Source organism: Mycobacterium sp. NTMscope_MAC_12 (assembly GCF_976985675.1).
On sequence record NZ_CDRJYY010000001.1, the window covers coordinates 1,800,848 to 1,817,131 of the forward strand.

Genomic DNA, 16,284 nt, shown 5'->3' on the forward strand with positions numbered 1-16,284 from the left:
TTCAGCCGCGCTCCACCGGACGGGACGGATCCGAACTCCACTCCGACCACGACCCCGGATACAAGGCCGCCTCCCGCCCCATCGCGGCGAGCGCCGCGATCGCGACCGTGGCGGTGACACCCGACCCGCAGTAGGCGCCCACCGTGTCGTGACGCTCGATCCCGCGATCGGATAACAGTTGCGCAACTGCATCCTCGCCGAGGAACGTGCCATCGGCCCCCAAGACCGCGACACTGGGAAGGTTCTTCGCGGCGGGAACGTGTCCCGCGGCGGCGTCGAGGGGTTCCACGTCACCGCGGTAGCGCTCCGGCGCTCGCGCATCGAGCAGCGTCACGGTGCCCTCGGCCACCCGCTCGGCCGTCAGCGTGGGACGGCTCCCGGCGTACAAATCACCGTGCGGCACAGTCACATTGCCGGTCGGCGGTTCGACGGGTCCGGCCTCGAGACCGTAGCCGGCCGAGCGCCAGGCGGCCAAGCCGCCGTCGAGGATGCGGACGTTTTGCAGTCCGGCCGCGCTCAGCACCCACCATGCGCGCGCGGAACCGGCGCGGTTCCAGTCGTCGTAGGTCACCACCGGCGCGTCCTGCCGGATCCCCCAGCGACGCGCGGCGGCCTCCACGTCGCGTCCCGACGGCAGCGGATGGCGGCCGCGGCCGGAGATCGAGTGGTCGCTGAGCTCGTCCTCGAGCGAGACATACACCGCCCCGGGAATGTGGCCGTCCAGGTAGGCCGCGCGCCCGTCGGGTTCGTCGATCCTCCACCGCACGTCCAGGACGCTCACCGCGCCGCCGGCCTCGATGATGCCGGCCAACTCGGCGGCGGTGATCAACACTTGATCGCGTGCTTGCACCGGCTCCTCCTTGTCGTCTGTATCGAGACTAGCCAGCCGAATGGCACGGTGTGAGCGGCTATGCGGTCCGTTCGGAGGCGCCGCCGTCAAAGGCCGGCGCACCCATCGACGCCAGCATTCCGGTCGCGGCCCGATGCCAGGTGAAGTCCTCGGCGCGGCGCCGCGCGGACATGCGGCGTTGCCGTTCGGGCCGGCCAGCGATGGCGCTGACCGCTTTTGCGATGGCGGCCGGGTCGTTGTCGGCCGACGCGCCGCTGTCCGGGGTGATGATCTCGGTCAGCGCCGACGTGCGCGAGACGACGGCCGGGGTTCCGCACGCCAGCGACTCCAGCGCCGCCAGCCCGAAGGTTTCGTGCGGTCCCGGGGCCAGCGTCACATCGGCCGAGGCCAGCAGTTGCGCCACGACGTGGCGATCGGAGATGAAACCGGTGAAGTCGATCGGTAGCCGCGCGGCCTGGCGTTGCAGCCGGGCCCGCAACGGGCCCTCGCCCACCACCACGAGCCGCGCGTCGACGCCGGCGTGGCACAACGCGCCCAGCGCGTCGATGCTGCGGTCGACGCGCTTTTCCACCGACAGCCGGCCGCAGTGGACCAGCAGCAGCTGGGTCGGCGCCGCCCAGCGCCGGCGCACCAGGTACGAGTGGCGGCGCGGATGGAATGTCTGCAGATCCACGCCCAACGGGACGGTGACGGTGTTGCGGGCGCCGATCCGGTCGAATTCCTCGCGCGCGAAACCGGTGGTGCACACCACGGTGTCGTAGTTCGCGGCGGTCCGAGCGTTGGCCACGTCGGCGAACTTCCGCGCGGCCCGGCGCGGAAGGATTTGGCCCACAAGGCGATCCAGGCGTTCATGGGAGATCATCAGCGTCGTGGCGCCGTGATCGCGTCCCCACCGGCCCAGCGATCGCAGCGTGAGCCGGTCCGACACCTCCAGCGCGTCGGGTCGCAGCGCCGCCAGCAGGGCCTTGACGGGTCCCGGCATCACCGCACGGTAGCCGCCGGTGAAGGGAATCAGCCTGGCGGGCAGGGTGATTCGCACCACGCCGGTGTACAGCTGGACGTGCCCGGTGCGCTGGCCGGGAACGATCAAGAAGACCTCGTGACCGTGGGCGCAATATTCGGCGCCCAGCCGGTCGATCGCGGTGCGCAGGCCACCGGAGCGAGGGCCGTAGAAATTGGCGACCTGTACAACGCGCATTAGGCGAGGACACGCGGTGCGCATGTGCACTCACCAATGCCGACCCGACGCCCGTCTGAACAGTCTGTGAATTTCGCTTGCGCGCGGCGCTATCCGTTCGCCGGCGGCCCGAACCAGCGGCGCGACGCCGCGCGGAGGGCCTCTGCGTGCGTCGCCCCGAACCCGTCGGCCGCCCAGGCCACATAGCCGTCCGGCCGGATCAGCAGCGCCGCGGCGGGTGGCTCGGCGACGCTCGCGGCGACGACGTCGACGCGGCCGGCCCAGCCTTGCGCCGCGTTCGCGAAGCCGCCGCCGAGGTCGAGCAAGACCGGCCGGCCATCGTGGAGAACTTCGGCCACCCGTCGGCCGTCATCGAGGGTTAGGTCCGGCACGAGGCGGCCCGACAGCGGGTGGTCGTCGCCCACGTCGTACCGCACGTCGGAGCCGGCGAGCAGCGCCGCCATGTGCCGTTGCGTGTCCGGGAAGGTGAAGAGCTCGCCCAACAACGTTCGCAGCGCGGCGACTTCGGGCCCCGGCGCCATGAGCGCGATCTGGGATAGCGAATGCATCATGACGCGCTGACCGACCGGATGGCGCTCGGACTGGTAGGTGTCGAGCAATCCGGGCGGCGCCGTGCCATTGATCTCGGCGGCCAGCTTCCAGCCCAGGTTCACGGTGTCCTGCAGCCCCAGGTTCAGCCCCGGACCACCCATCGCGCTGTGCACGTGCGCGGCGTCGCCGAGCAGCAGGACCCGGCCGTCGCGGTAGCGTTCGGCGTGCCGAGTGTTCTGCCCGTTGATGCGCCGAAGGGCGTGCGGCCCCGGTCCTTTCGGCGCCTCGAACGGAACGTCGACACCCAGCACGCGGCGAGCGCTCTCGCGCAGCTCAGCCAGGCTCATCGGCACCTCGTCCACCGGCGGGCTGAATTCGATGGTCCCGAGCAACGCACGACCCGGCTCGAACTCGGCATAGATCATCCCGCCCCGGTCAAAGCGACTGTGCCCGAAGCGAAGCGGACCGAATCCCGGAACCTCGATGCTGGCGATGTCCGGGCGGCGGTACTCGTCGGGAATGTGCACGTGGGCCAGCCGACCGACCATCTCTGAGGTGGTGCCGGGAAAGTCGATGCCCAGGGACTTGCGCACCAGGCTGCGCCCGCCGTCCGCTCCGACGGCGTAACCGGCGGCGATGGCGTAGTCGCTTTCGGGTGACGAGACGTGCAGCGCAACGGATTCCGGCCCCGGCACGATCCCGACGAGGCCATGGCCCCAGCGCACATCCACCCCGAGGTCGCGGGCCCGCTTCTCGAGCAGCCGCACGAGCCGGGGCTGGGGCATGAGCATCGCGTACATCGGGTTGTCGTGGCCCTTGGAGAAGACCAGCGGCATGGCCGCGAACATCCATCCCGGGCTGGGCTGGGGCGGCCCCTCGTCACCGGTGAAGTCCTGATACATCCCGCGCATGTCGAGCATCCGAACGACTTGTCCGACAAGGCCGTTGGCCTTCGGTTCGGAGCTGGGCCCGGGGAGGACGTCCAGCACGACGGGCCTGACACCGGCCAATGCCAGCTCGCAGGCCAGCATCAGCCCGTTGGGGCCCGCGCCGGCGATGACGACGTCGGCGTGTTCGTCAGCCATGAGCTGCCTTCTTTCTGGTGGGTTCCGGTAGCCCCGCCTCGACGTCGGCGAAGCCCGAGCGGATCAGCGCGGTGATCGCCACCGGGGGATCGGCCCACGCATAGGCGTCCGCCGCGGCGTCGCCGACGGCCCGCACGACGGCCATGACCAATCGCGGGTACAGATCATGCTTCGGGTCCGTGCCGGTGCGTTCGGCGATGACGTGGAGGAACTCGTCGAAAAGGTGCTGCGGCACCGAGTTTCGAACCTGTGGCTGCATGAGCAGCTTTCGCACCTCGACGAGTTCCTGGCGGCTGGGCGCCCGGTTCTCGTCGCCGTACACGTCGCCGAAGTCGTCCTCCAGCGGCTCCAGCACGGCGTGGGTGATCGCCGTCCACAGTGGCTCGTCGGCGGGGCGCGCGCGCAGCAATGCGATGCTGCGGCGCAGGCGTTCGGCTTGCCGGTAGGCCACCGCCTCATATTTGCCGCTGAAGTAGTTGTTGAACGTGCGCAGTGAGACGCCCGCCAGGTTGGCGACGTCTTCGCGCGTCACGTTGTCCAGCCCGCGCTCGAAAGCCAGGCGCAGGGCGGCATCGCTGAGCGCGCGACGGGTGTCGGCTTTTTTTCGCTCGCGCAGTCCGGACATAGGTGCCACCGTACGCAAAACATGCCCGATAGGCAATATTGCCCGGAAGGCAATTTGCGTTGAGTGTGCGCTGAGGGCTTCCGGAGTGAAGCCACGGCGGCGACCCGCCGTGAAAGGCCGACCAGGATTCACTCGCAACGCCCAGGATTCACACTCGCCGCGAGGGCGCGCGGACATTCACCGCAGGAGCCGAGAGCGCCTAGCGCGCACCCCAATCCCAGCGCGGCGTCGTGATCAGCGTCTGGCCGCCGATGCGTGTTTCGCCCCAGTCCTTGTACAGCTCGATCTCGAGGGCTCCGTCGGAGTCTTCGCTCAGCGGCACGGCGTCCAGGAACTCCAGCAGGGAGCGGGAGTGGGTGACCACCACCACCTGGGACTTGGCGGCGGTGGTGCGGATCAGCGACGCCAGCGGCGCCACCAGGTCCGGGTGCAGCGAGGTCTCCGGCTCGTTGAGCACCATCAGCGACGGCGGTTGCGGGCTGAGCAGCGCCGCGGCCCACAGCAGGAAACGCAATGTGCCGTCGGACAACTCGGCGGCGCGCAACGCGCGCAGCATGCCGCGCTGTCGCAGCTGAACGTCGAACAACCCGTCGTGGATGGCCACCGAGATGGTGGCGCCGTCGAACGCCTCGGCGACCGCACGGCCGAGGTCGTCGAACCCCGATTCGAGGATCGTCTGGATCGCCGCCGCGAGATCGCTGCCGTCGTCGGAGAGCACCGGGGTGCGGGTGCCGACCTGCGGATGCCGCGCGGGCGCCCCGTCGTCGACCCGGAAGCCGTCGTAGAACCGCCACCCGCGCAGCCGTTCTCGCACGGCCGCGAGCTCGGGAAGCGCGTGCGGGTGGGCGTATTCGGCGAGCACGCTGTGATACGACGGCAGTGATCGGGACAACTCGTCGAACCCACCACCGGAGTCCGCGCGGGCCTCGGCGAACCCCCGAGTCCGGCGCACCAGCGTCGTGCTCGGCCGCAGCACCGGGCCGGCGAACAACAGCTCTCGTTTGATTTCCGGGTCGCGGGCGAACACCGACTTTCCGGCGGACTGCGGGATGCCCAGATCCACCAGATAGCCGAAATCGCCTGCGGCGAAGCCCATTTCGAGAGACACCGGACGGGTACGCACGGTGCCCTCGGTTTTGCCGGTGCGTCGCGCGCCGGCCAGCTGCTCGGGGCCCGCCCACAGCACCGATTGCAGCCCGCCCTCGCGGGCGAGCGACCCGATCACCTCGCCGCGACCACAGTCGGCCAGCAGTCGCAGCGCGCGGTACAGCGACGACTTGCCGGACCCGTTGGCGCCGGTGATCACCGACAGCCGGCCCAGCGGCAGGATCACCTCGCGCAGCGAGCGATATCCGCGGATGGCGACGGTCTGCAGCATGCGGCCGACTGTACGGTCGGCCACCGACGGGCCCCTATTCGTCCTCGTCCTCGTCGGCCGCGGCGGCGAGGAGTTGCACTTCCTCGAGGTCCATCTCGTTCTGCAGCTCGCGCAGCACGATGTCGTCGATCAGGTTCTGGTTGCGCAGGGCGGTGATTTCGCGGCGCTTGTGTTCGAGCACGCCCAGGCGCACCTGTCGGACCTTCTCGCGGCCCTTGAGGATGCGGTGGTCTGGCGAGCCGTCCTCGGTGGCCAGCACCAGGGCGGCCTTCTCCTCGTATTCGATTTGCAGCCGCCGGCGCAGGTCGTCGCTGATGCCGACCTCGTCGGCGACCGTCGGCAGGGCGGCGAGGGCGGCCTGGGACCCCCGACAACGCGCGAGTTGCAGTTCCTCGGCGTGGGTGGCGTCCTCGGGCATTTTCGCCCATCGGACCACGGCCGGCAGGGTGCTGCCCTGGACCAGCACGGTCACCAAAATGACGACGGTCACGATGAAGATCAGCAGGCTGCGGTCCGGGAACGGCGTGCCGTTGAGCGTGGTCATCGGCACGGCGACCGCGGCGGCCAGCGATACGGCCCCACGGAATCCCGCCCAGACGGTGACGAACCGCTGGCGCCAGTTGACCCGACGTTCGCGTTGCGCTTGGCGTCGGTCGATGAGCCGGATCAGCAGCGTGGTGATCTCGCCCCAGAAGATGCGGGACACGATCACGACGGCGGTGACCACCAGCGCGACGAACAGGGCGTGGCGAATGCCGCCGTCGACGCCGGCGATGCCGCGCAGCGCGCCCGGGATCTGGACACCGACGAAGACCCATAGCGAGCCGTTGAGCAGGAAGGTCGCGATGTCCCAGAAGGCCGAGGACTGCAGCCGCGAGCGCGCGCGGATCACCACGGGTCCGGCGTAGGCCAGCACGAGCGCCGACACCATGACCGCGACCACCCCGCTGCAGTCCATCGATTGGGCGAGCAAGAAGGCCGCGAACGGCGTCACCAGGCTCAACGCCCCCTCCTCCTGGGGCGCGTCGATTCGCTTGCGCAGCAGGGTGACCGCGCCGCCGACCAGCAGTCCGGCGGCGATGCCGCCGAGGTAGGAGCCGATGAACCGGGCGGTCACCTCGGGTGGGCTGATCGCGGCCCCGCCGATCGCGACGTGGACGCTGACGGCGAACAAGACCAGGGCGGTGCCGTCGTTGATGAGACTCTCGGCCTTCAGCACGGTCAGCGACCGCCGTGGCAGCTTCTTCGCGAGACCGGCCACCGCCGCCGCGTCGGTGGGCGACAACACCGCGCCCAGCACGCCCGCCGCGTGCGGATTCATGCCCAGCGCCCGGGCCGTCCACGACACCGCGACCGCGGTGGCGATCACCAGGGCGACGCTGAGGAACACGATGATGCGCGCGTTCGCGCGGATCTCGCGGAAGCTGGTGTTCAGGCCCTCCCAGTACAGGATCGCGGGGAGAAACAGCAGCAACACGATCTCGCCGTTGACTCGCACGTGACCGAAATGGGGGACCAGACCCAGCAACACGCCCATCAGGATGAGCAGCACCGGGGGACCCACGCGATAGCGCCGACCGATGACCGTCCCCACGATGACGGTGGAGACCAGGGCGACGATCAGTTCGAGGCCAAACACCAGCCCATCCTGCCGGATGAGACGGCGGGCGGCTGCGCGGGCCGCGCGACCCAATGCCGACCCGTCGGGGTCACGCGCGACGGCGTCGGCGCCTATCTTCGGTCTGGGTCAGACCTATTAGGCTCCGGAGCGGAAATGAAGGGGGATCTGGTGAAGGTGAGGCTGCTGGCAACAGTCGCCGTGCTCATGTTGTCATCGGTGGTGGGCTGCCACTTCGCGTCCCGGAATCCGCCGTCGACCAAGACCCTCCAGGTCCCCATGACCGAAGTGCTGACCCAGAGCGAGATCAGCCAGAGCATCACCCTGGACGTCGGCAACACGTTGGTCGTGGAGTTGGGTTCGAACTACACCACGCCCTACCGGTGGACGCCCGACACCAAGATCGGCGATTCCGCGATCGTCAGGCAGCTCAGTCACGAGTTCGTGCCGCCGGCCTCCGACGCCTTGGGGGCGCCGGGCACCGAGACGTGGACGTTCGCGGCCATGCGGCCGGGGACCACCACGATTGGCGCGACGTACAACAGCTTTGTGGATAAGGACGCCAAACCGGGGTGCGTCTACACCCTCACCGTGACCGTGCGGTAAGTCCTTGCGGCGGTAGCGGTTACGCGACGGCGACCTGGCGTTGGCGCGCGTAGATTTCGGCGAGGAATTGCTCGACGGCCACGGCGGTGTGCGCGGCGCGGACCGAGCCGAAGATGTCGAAAGCGTGTTGTGTGAAAGGCAATTCGGCGTAGAGCACCGGCTGCGCGCTGGCTTGGCGCAGCTTTTCGACGAACGTGCGCGCCTGTTCGACGTAGGCCAGTGAGTCGTTGCGGCCGTGCAGGACGAAGAACGGGGGAGCGTCGGCGTTGACGTGGTTGACCGGCGACGCCGCTTCGAACGTCTGCAAGTGCGTCGAGGGCTTTTGCTTGATGATCGACTTGATCAGCAGCCCCGGCATCATCGGGTGCAGCGTCTTGTCGAATCGGGTGAAGTCGTAGATGCCGTAGAACGGCACGGCCGCCTGCACGCGGGTGTCGACGTCCTCGAAGCCCGGCTGGAATTGCGGGTCGTTGGGGGTGAGCGCGGCCAGCGACGAGAGGTGGCCGCCGGCCGAGCCGCCGGTGATGACGATGAAGTCGGGGTCGCCGCCGTATTCGGCGATGTGTTGTTTGACCCAGGCGAGGGCGCGCTTGACGTCGACGATGTGGTCGGGCCAGGTGTTGCGCGGGCTGTGCCGGTAGTTGATCGCCACGCAGATCCAGCCCAGTTCGGCGAGGTGGCTCATCAGCGGATGCGCTTGTCCGCGTTTGTTTCCCGTCGTCCAGGCGCCGCCGGGGATCTGGAAGAGCACCGGGGCCTTGCCGGCCGGGTCGAGATCGGGGCGCCGCCAGATGTCGAGGTGGTTGGCGCCGCCGAATTCGCCGTAGCTGATGTTGGAGTCGTGGGCGTAGTCGCGGTAGATCCGCAGCATCCGTAGCAGTCCGGGCGTCTTGGCGGTGCCGCTGCCGCTCGGCCGGCGCCACAGGCTGGCCGATTCGGTGAGCCGGTCGGCTCCCAGCCCGCTGTCCAACGCCTCGGTCAGCGGCACGTTGGCGCGATGGCCCGCGCGGCTCAGGTTCAGCAAGCCGAGCGCCGAGAGCCCGGCGACCAACCAGGCCGTTATCCGCACGGGCCGCGTCAGGCGGCGTGCCGTCAGGGCCAGCCCGCCGAGCTGGCTCACCAACGTCTGCAGCGGCAACTCGGTGACGACGAGCCCGACCATCCAGGAGTACAGCGACGGGTAGCCGCCGCGCGCCAGGGGGCGGTAGGCGTTGAGGGTGGACGCCGCCGTCACCGCGGTGACCGCCAGCGACCCTATTTGCCGGGTGAGGTGGGTGATTCGAGCTGTCCGCATTGCCTCACCTTACGAAACGTGTGGGTTCGTGTCGGATCCGCTAGCGCCGGTGCTAGCGGATCCGGGACGGTCGCATTGGTCTGGAGAGGCGGCCGGGCTCCGGGGAGCGTGGCTTTGGGGCCTCGTGTCTTCCCGCGCGCTCTCCGGGTGGGGATGAGTGACTCGCGAAAACGCTAGCGCCCGTGCTACCAAACCCGGCGTGAACCACTACACCTACCGCGTTGCCTGGTCACGGCATTACGACAGATATGACGCCTCGTGTCTCGAGTTGCCGTTCATGCGGCGCGAGGGGCGGACGGCGCCGGAGGCGATGGTTGAGATCGAGGAGGCCGTCGACCGGCACGTTCAGGCCATGCTGGCGTGCGGCGAAACGCCGCCGATCCCGATGGCGGACCGCAACTACAGCGGCACGATCGTCGTCCGAACGTCCCCGGAGCTGCACGGCCGCCTGGCCGTGGAAGCCGCCGAACAGGGAGTGTCGATGAACCAGTGGGTGGTCCAGAAACTGGCCGGGCGGCGACCCAGCGACACCTTCGGCCTGTCCGGATGGGATTAGCGCGCGGCTACGACGCCTCGGCCCTGCTCTCCAGGTTCTTCACCGGGGCGGGGTCGTTCTCGGTCAGGCCGACCTTCGCGGCTCCGCCGGGCGAGCCGAGCTCGGTGAAGAAGTCGGCGTTGATCTGCAGGTATCCGCTGTGCTCGTCGGGCAGGTCGTCTTCGTAGAAGATGGACTCGACCGGGCACACCGGCTCGCAGGCGCCGCAGTCCACGCACTCGTCGGGGTGGATGTAGAGCATCCGGGCGCCCTCGTAGATGCAGTCGACCGGGCATTCCTCGATGCATGCCTTGTCTTTGATGTCGACGCAGGGTTCGGCGATCACGTAGGCCACGAATGTTGTCCTTCCGTCTGGCTAGCGGGGTCGGCCGGCTGCGGGCCGCAGCAACTCGGTCAGGCTGGCTAATTTAGCGCGGCGGCATCCGCGCGGCTCACCGGCCCTTTCGAGGCGGCAATGTCCCCATGCTTCCGGTCCGCGCGGGGCGTGAGTAGAGGTTTGGCGTTGTGGTGTCACAAGCTATAGTTGTGGTCACACGATTTGATTGTGAGCGCCGCACCATGCCACTCAGCCCTCGGCTGCCCGAACTGTCCTCGTTCGAGGCGTTTTTGGCGATCGCCGAGACCGGCAGCCTCGGCCGCGCCGCGCGCGAGCTGGGACTGACCCAGCAGGCGATATCGCGGCGCCTGGCCACCATGGAGGCCCAGATCGGCGTCACCCTGGCCGTCCGGACAACGCGCGGCTCGCAGCTGACGCCCGCGGGCCTGATCGTCGCGGACTGGGCGACCCGCCTGCTCGACGTTGCCCACGAGATCGACGCCGGCCTGGGCTCGCTGCGCAAAGAGGGCCGCGAACGCATCAGGGTGTCGGCCAGCCAGACGATTTCCGAACAGCTCATGCCGCACTGGCTGCTGTCCCTACAGGCCGATGCGGCGCGACGCGGCGAAACTGCGCCGCAGGTCATTCTGACCGCGACCAACAGTGACCACGCCATCGCCTCGGTGCGCGACGGGACGGCCGATCTCGGATTCGTCGAAAACCCTGGCACGCCAAAGGGTTTGGGTAGCTGCGTGGTGGGGGAGGACGAGCTGGTCATCGTCGTCCCGCCGGACCACAAGTGGGCCCGACGGTCGCGGATCGTGACCGCGCGTGAGCTCGCGCAGACGCCGTTGGTGTCTCGCGAACTCCATTCCGGCATCCGCGATTCGCTGGCGGCGGCGCTGCGCCAGGTGCTCGGTGAGGACACGCAGCAAGCCGCACCCGTGCTGGAGTTGACGTCGTCGGCGGCGATGCGCGCCGCCGTCCTGGCCGGCGCGGGCCCGGCGGCCATGAGCCGGCTGGCGGTGGCCGATGACCTGGCGGTCGGCCGTCTGCACGCGGTCCACATCCCCAAGCTGGATCTGCGCCGGAAGTTTCGGGCCATCTGGGTCGGCGGGCGTACCCCGCCGCCCGGGGCGATCCGCGACCTGTTGAGTCACATCATCAGCCGCGCAACGGCATAGGACGCTCGGCGGGAAGGGTAGGGGCGGGGAAGCGCTCAGGCCGCGGCGTCCGCCGCGAGCGCCTCGTCGTAGCGGTCGAGCACGGTCTCGGCCACCAGCCGGTGCGCGCCCAGCGGGGTGGCCATTCGAATGCCGTTGTCGCGGGCGAAGGTTGACACGCCGTCGGTGATGAATCCCGGCGCCAGGAACCATGGCGCGATCACCAGCCGGCGCGCGCCGCGGCGGCGCAACTGGTCGGCGGCCCGGGCCACCGACGCCTCGGGCCGGGTAGCGAACGCCGTTGTGGCGCCGGCCCATCGGGTGCCGGCGGCCAGTCGGGACGCCACCTTCGCGGTGCGCGCATTGGCGGCCAGGTTCGACGAACCGATCGCGACCACCATCACCCCGAGGTCGTCATCGAGGGGCGAAACTCCGACCTCGGTCAGGCGCTCGCGCAGGACGGTGACCAGCCGGTCGTCCTCGCCGAGCACGTCGGCCTGCCGTATCCCGCGGGCCCCGGCGCGGGCGATCTGTTCGGGGATGTCGAGGCGCGCGTGGTAGGCGCTGGCCAGCAGCAACGGCGCGACGACGGCGCGGCGGCTGTCCGGCAACCCGGCCAGCACGTCCACGAAGTTCGGGGCGTTGAGCTCGAGGAACGCCAGCCGCACGTCGAGGTCCGGCCGCATCACCCGCAGGCGGTCGGCCACGGCTTCGGCGTTGGCACCCGACCGGGGGTCGCGGCTGCCGTGCGCGGTGAGGACGAGGGTGCTCACCGCAGGTCGTCCTCCTCGGCGCGCAGCGCCCAGGACGCGAAAGCCTCACCGCTGTCGCGCTTTTCGAGGTACTTGCGGGTCACCCGGTCGATATAGTCACCCAGCTCGTCGCTGGTGACCTTGTGCTGGCGCAGTTTTCGGCCAAAGCCGCTCTGCTCGCCCAGGCCGCCGCCCAGATGCACCTGGAAGCCCTCGACCGAATTGCCGTCGCCGTCGTCGATCCACTGGCCCTTGAACCCGATGTCGGCGACCTGGATTCGGGCGCACGAGTTCGGGCAGCCGTTGAGATGCACGCTGATCGGCGCGTCCAGCCGAGACTCGACATCGGCCAGGCGCTGTTCCAGCTCGGGCACCAAAGTCTGGGTGCGAACCCGGGTTTCGGCGAACGACAGCTTGCAATACTCAATTCCGGTGCACGCCATGGTGTTCTTGCGCCACGACGACGGCCGCGACGGCAGGCCCAGCGCGTCCAGGCCCGCAACCAGCTCGTCGACCTTGTCGTCGGCCACGTCGAGGATGACCAGCTTTTGGAACGGGGTCCACCGCGCCCGGTCGGAGCCGGCCTTCTCCATCAGGTCGGCCACGGCCGACAGGGTGCTGCCCGACACGCGCCCGGCGATCGGCGCGACGCCAATAGCGTTGAGGCCGTTCTTGATTCGCTGCACCCCGACGTGGTCGATGGTGTACTTGACCGGCGTTGGGGCCGGGCCGTCGATCAGCCTGCGGTTGAGGTATTCGGTTTCCAGGACGTCACGGAATTTTTCCACGCCCCAGTCCTTGACCAGGAACTTGAGCCGGGCCTTGGCGCGCAGCCGCCGATAGCCGTAGTCGCGGAACAGTTGGGTGACGGCCTCCCAGACGTCGGGCACCTCGGCCAGCGGAACCCAGACGCCGAGCCGCTGGGCCAGCATCGGGTTGGTCGACAGACCGCCGCCCACCCACAGGTCCAGGCCGGGGCCGTGCTCGGGGTGGTGGACGCCGACGAACGCGATGTCATGCGTCTCGTGCGAGACGTCCTGCAAACCGGAGACCGCGGTCTTGTACTTGCGCGGCAGGTTCGCGTACTCGGGGTTGTTCAGCGAGCGGCGGACGATCTCGTCGATCGCGGACGACGGGTCGAGCACCTCGTCGAGCGAGTCGCCGGCCAGCGGCGAACCGTGAATGCCGCGCGGGCAGTCGCCGCACGCCTCGGTGGTCTGCAGCCCGACGGCGTCGAGGCGGCGCCAGATCTCGGGGACGTCCTCGATGCGGACCCAGTGCAACTGCAGGTTTTCCCGGTCGCTGATGTCGGCGGTGTCGCGGGCGAATTCGGTCGAGATCTGGCCCAGTGTGCGCATTGTGTGCGCGGTCATCGCCTTGCCGTCGGAGCGAACCCGCATCATGAAGTACTTGGCTTCGATCTTGTCGGTGTTCTCGTCGCCGGTCCAGCTGCCGTCGTAGCCCTGCTCGCGCTGGGTGTAGAGGCCCATCCAACGGAAGCGTCCGCGCAGGTCGGACTTGGCGATGCTGCCGAAACCCTGCTTGGAGTAGACGTTGATGATGCGGTCGCGGACGTTCAGCGGCCCATCGTCGTTCTTGATCTTCTCGGTGTCGTTGAGGGGCTCGCGATCCCCCAGCGCCCACTGACCCTCATTACGGGTCTTGACGGGACGTGCGGTGGTCATGCGGTGTATCTCCTTCGCGAACTTCCTCGCGGCGGCTCAGATTGGCGGCGGGCGGCCAGAGGCGGGCAGGGCCTTCGTGGCTACCGGGCATCGCGATGATGTTGGGTCTGTGGCACCCGCAGGTTCGTCATTGGACCCACGGGTCGCGATTTCCATAGTGCACGAGCTACGGCGACGTCAGTAGAGGTGCGGTTGTTGTGGGGACACAACCGCTGGTTGTGTGCGCTGCTTCACGTCTTTGCCTTTGGCGGCCAGAGGGATTGGCCGCGGCACCGATCGGACTCGCAGTAGTGTGGCCGCTTATGAGTTCCTCCGACGTCCACGACGTGATCATTGTTGGTTCGGGTCCTGCGGGGTATACCGCGGCGTTGTATACGGCGCGGGCGCAGTTGGCGCCGGTGGTGTTTGAGGGGACGTCGTTTGGTGGGGCGTTGATGACGACGACCGAGGTGGAGAATTATCCGGGTTTTCGTGACGGCATTACCGGCCCGGAGTTGATGGATCAGATGCGGGAGCAGGCGCTGCGGTTTGGTGCCGATCTGCGGATGGAAGACGTCGAATCGGTGTCACTGCAAGGGGCGGTGAAGTCGGTGACCACCAGCGAAGGCGAGACGGTGCGCGCGCGGGCGGTGATTTTGGCGATGGGCGCCGCCGCCCGCTATCTGGGCGTGGCTGGTGAGCAGGAGTTGTTGGGGCGTGGGGTGTCGTCGTGTGCGACCTGTGATGGGTTCTTTTTCAAAGATCAAGACATCGCGGTGATCGGTGGTGGGGATTCGGCGATGGAGGAGGCCACGTTTTTGACCCGCTTTGCCCGCAGTGTGACGTTGGTGCATCGCCGGGAGGAGTTTCGGGCGTCGCGGATCATGTTGGAGCGGGCGCGGGCCAACGACAAGATCACGTTTGTGACCAATAAGGCGGTCGAGGCGGTGCAGGGTGCCGAGACGGTCACCGGGTTGCGGCTGCGTGACACGGTGACCGGTGAGGAGTCGACGCTGGCGGTGACTGGGGTGTTCGTGGCGATCGGTCATGATCCGCGCTCGGAGTTGGTGCGCGAGGTGCTCGAGACCGACGCGGACGGGTATGTGTTGGTGCGTGGGCGTACCACCAGTACCTCGCTCGAGGGGGTGTTCGCCGCCGGGGACCTGGTGGATCGCACCTACCGCCAGGCCGTCACCGCCGCCGGCAGCGGCTGTGCGGCCGCCATCGACGCCGAACGCTGGCTCGCCGACAATGAAGAAACCGACGTGGACGCCTCCGTGACGCCGGCGTTGGGTCGAGAGTCGTTGCGTAGCTGAGGTTTACACCGGCAGATCAGCGGAAGTCGTTCTGCGACCGCCGAGGTGGGCCGGCAGCCGGGTGTATCCGTGCAAGTTGATCAGCCCTCGCGGTTGTGGGGGAGCGGTCAGGCGCAGATCGGGGAAACTTTCGAACAGTGCGCGCAGCGCGGTCGCTCCCTCGATGCGGGCCAGGGCGGCCCCGAGACAGGCGTGGATGCCGGATGCGAACGCGAGGTGGTCGCGCGCGTTGGCCCGGGTGATATCGAAAGTCGTTGGATCGGTGAACACCTTCGGGTCACGGTTGGCGCCGCCGAGGAACAGTCCGACCATGTCGCCGGCCGCGATGTGGGCGCCGGCGATGTCGACGTCGCAGTTCGGGGTGCGCGCGGTCATCTGAACCGGGCTGGCGAGCCGCAGGATCTCCTCGACGGCGGACGGCCACAGGTCCGGATTGTCGTGCAGCAGCGCCAATTGCTCGGGGTGCTGCAGTAATAGGACAATGCCGTTGCCGATCAGGTTCACCGTCGTCTCGAAGCCCGCGCCGACGATCAGCGCGGCGTTGGCGGTGAGTTCGCGGTCGGTCAGCGAGCCGTCGGCGGCCATGCGGCCGAACGGATTGTCGCTCTGCTGGGCGGCGCGCAGCCTGTGGAAGTGTTCGAGCAGGTAGTCGTCGGCGCCGCGCAGCCCGTCGATGGCGTCGCGGTAGGTCTTCCAGTCGATCCCGATATCCAGCAGCGGGGAGCCGCTGCGGCCCCACCCCAGCATGCGTGGATACGAATCGGGCGGCAGGCCAAGGATTTCGGCGATGATCGCCACCGGCAGTTGCATCGCGAAGTCGGCGATCAAATCGGGCTGGGGTGTGGCGGCGACGCGTTCGATCAACTCCATCGTCACTTCGGCGACCCGAGTGTCCAGCGAGTCGATCGCGCGCGGGGTGAAGCTTTGTGCCACCAGTTGCCGGTAGCGGGTGTGATCAGGCGGATTCACGATCACCATGGCGGGCGGTTCGACCGGGTTGGCCACACCGGGGTCGGTCTTGGCGATGAGCGCCTTCAGCGGGCGGGGCAATTCCATCTCGGTCGGCGAGGTGACACCAAAGCGCTTGTCCCGCAGGATTTGTCGGCACACGGCGTGGTCGACACTGGCCCACACGTACGGGGAGCGCACCACGCGTCCGCGCGCCCGGATCTGTTCCATCAGCGCATAGCGGTCTTCGCCGGCCGTTCCGTTGCGCAGCAGCCGCGCGAGGGGGTCGCCGCGGCGGGCCTGGACGGCGAAGTACGCCCGCGGCACGCCGTGCATGGCCGCCCACCGGGCCCTGAGTCCGACACGCATACGGATCCCTCCCGG

Annotated in this window: 15 protein-coding genes; 4 read left to right on the forward strand and 11 right to left on the reverse strand. The window is 68.7% G+C overall.

Annotated features, from left to right (window positions below):
* Position 1 precedes the first annotated feature (1 nt).
* The 6 genes from AC0KS4_RS08310 to AC0KS4_RS08335 all read right to left on the reverse strand — a co-directional run bounded on the left by AC0KS4_RS08310 (position 2) and on the right by AC0KS4_RS08335 (position 7,306).
* The gene (locus tag AC0KS4_RS08310; RefSeq protein WP_238957797.1) at positions 2–850 is read right to left on the reverse strand and encodes a sulfurtransferase; all 849 of its coding nucleotides are present in this window, start codon (positions 848–850) and stop codon (positions 2–4) included.
* A gap of 58 nt (positions 851–908) precedes the next feature.
* On the reverse strand, positions 909–2,048 hold the full coding sequence (locus AC0KS4_RS08315) for a glycosyltransferase (protein ID WP_238957798.1): 1,140 nt from the start codon (positions 2,046–2,048) through the stop codon (positions 909–911).
* Positions 2,049–2,137: 89 nt separating this feature from the next.
* On the reverse strand, positions 2,138–3,664 hold the full coding sequence (locus tag AC0KS4_RS08320; protein WP_238957799.1) for an FAD-dependent monooxygenase: 1,527 nt from the start codon (positions 3,662–3,664) through the stop codon (positions 2,138–2,140).
* Positions 3,657–4,289, reverse strand: a complete 633-nt coding sequence (locus AC0KS4_RS08325) for a TetR/AcrR family transcriptional regulator (RefSeq protein ID WP_238957800.1) — start codon at positions 4,287–4,289, stop codon at positions 3,657–3,659. Before AC0KS4_RS08325 ends, AC0KS4_RS08320 begins: the two co-directional genes overlap by 8 nt.
* Positions 4,290–4,488: 199 nt before the next feature.
* The gene (locus tag AC0KS4_RS08330; protein WP_238957801.1) at positions 4,489–5,667 is read right to left on the reverse strand and encodes an AAA family ATPase; all 1,179 of its coding nucleotides are present in this window, start codon (positions 5,665–5,667) and stop codon (positions 4,489–4,491) included.
* Positions 5,668–5,701: 34 nt separating this feature from the next.
* Positions 5,702–7,306 carry a Na+/H+ antiporter gene (locus tag AC0KS4_RS08335; protein WP_238957802.1) on the reverse strand — a complete coding sequence of 535 codons (1,605 nt, stop codon included), beginning with the start codon at positions 7,304–7,306 and terminating at the stop codon, positions 5,702–5,704.
* A gap of 150 nt (positions 7,307–7,456) precedes the next feature.
* On the opposite strand from AC0KS4_RS08335, the gene AC0KS4_RS08340 reads away from it, so the two are divergent.
* A complete protein-coding gene (locus AC0KS4_RS08340) occupies positions 7,457–7,891 on the forward strand; it encodes a protease inhibitor I42 family protein (RefSeq protein WP_238957803.1) in 435 nt (144 codons plus the stop codon).
* Positions 7,892–7,910: 19 nt separating this feature from the next.
* Here AC0KS4_RS08340 and AC0KS4_RS08345 read toward each other — a convergent pair whose 3' ends face one another.
* Positions 7,911–9,185, reverse strand: coding sequence for an alpha/beta hydrolase (locus AC0KS4_RS08345; protein ID WP_238957804.1), 1,275 nt, complete (start codon positions 9,183–9,185; stop codon positions 7,911–7,913).
* A gap of 199 nt (positions 9,186–9,384) precedes the next feature.
* Between AC0KS4_RS08345 and AC0KS4_RS08350 the strand changes: the two genes are divergently transcribed.
* Positions 9,385–9,741: a type II toxin-antitoxin system HicB family antitoxin gene (locus AC0KS4_RS08350; RefSeq protein ID WP_238957805.1), complete on the forward strand. Its 357-nt coding sequence runs from the start codon at positions 9,385–9,387 to the stop codon at positions 9,739–9,741.
* Between the two features lie 7 nt (positions 9,742–9,748).
* On the opposite strand, the gene fdxA is transcribed toward AC0KS4_RS08350, so the two are convergent.
* The gene (gene fdxA, locus AC0KS4_RS08355; protein ID WP_225329545.1) at positions 9,749–10,075 is read right to left on the reverse strand and encodes a ferredoxin; all 327 of its coding nucleotides are present in this window, start codon (positions 10,073–10,075) and stop codon (positions 9,749–9,751) included.
* A gap of 224 nt (positions 10,076–10,299) precedes the next feature.
* Between fdxA and AC0KS4_RS08360 the strand changes: the two genes are divergently transcribed.
* Positions 10,300–11,241, forward strand: a complete 942-nt coding sequence (locus AC0KS4_RS08360) for a LysR family transcriptional regulator (RefSeq protein WP_225329546.1) — start codon at positions 10,300–10,302, stop codon at positions 11,239–11,241.
* Positions 11,242–11,276: 35 nt separating this feature from the next.
* On the opposite strand, the gene AC0KS4_RS08365 is transcribed toward AC0KS4_RS08360, so the two are convergent.
* Positions 11,277–11,993, reverse strand: coding sequence for a sirohydrochlorin chelatase (locus tag AC0KS4_RS08365; protein ID WP_238957806.1), 717 nt, complete (start codon positions 11,991–11,993; stop codon positions 11,277–11,279).
* A complete protein-coding gene (locus AC0KS4_RS08370) occupies positions 11,990–13,657 on the reverse strand; it encodes a nitrite/sulfite reductase (RefSeq protein WP_238957807.1) in 1,668 nt (555 codons plus the stop codon). Before AC0KS4_RS08370 ends, AC0KS4_RS08365 begins: the two co-directional genes overlap by 4 nt.
* Positions 13,658–13,959: 302 nt before the next feature.
* Between AC0KS4_RS08370 and trxB the strand changes: the two genes are divergently transcribed.
* Positions 13,960–14,952 (forward strand): thioredoxin-disulfide reductase, encoded by a 993-nt coding sequence (trxB, locus tag AC0KS4_RS08375; RefSeq protein WP_238957808.1) that lies wholly within the window; start codon positions 13,960–13,962, stop codon positions 14,950–14,952.
* A gap of 3 nt (positions 14,953–14,955) precedes the next feature.
* On the opposite strand, the gene AC0KS4_RS08380 is transcribed toward trxB, so the two are convergent.
* Positions 14,956–16,269, reverse strand: coding sequence for a cytochrome P450 (locus tag AC0KS4_RS08380; RefSeq protein WP_238957809.1), 1,314 nt, complete (start codon positions 16,267–16,269; stop codon positions 14,956–14,958).
* Between the last annotated feature and the right edge of the window lie 15 nt (positions 16,270–16,284).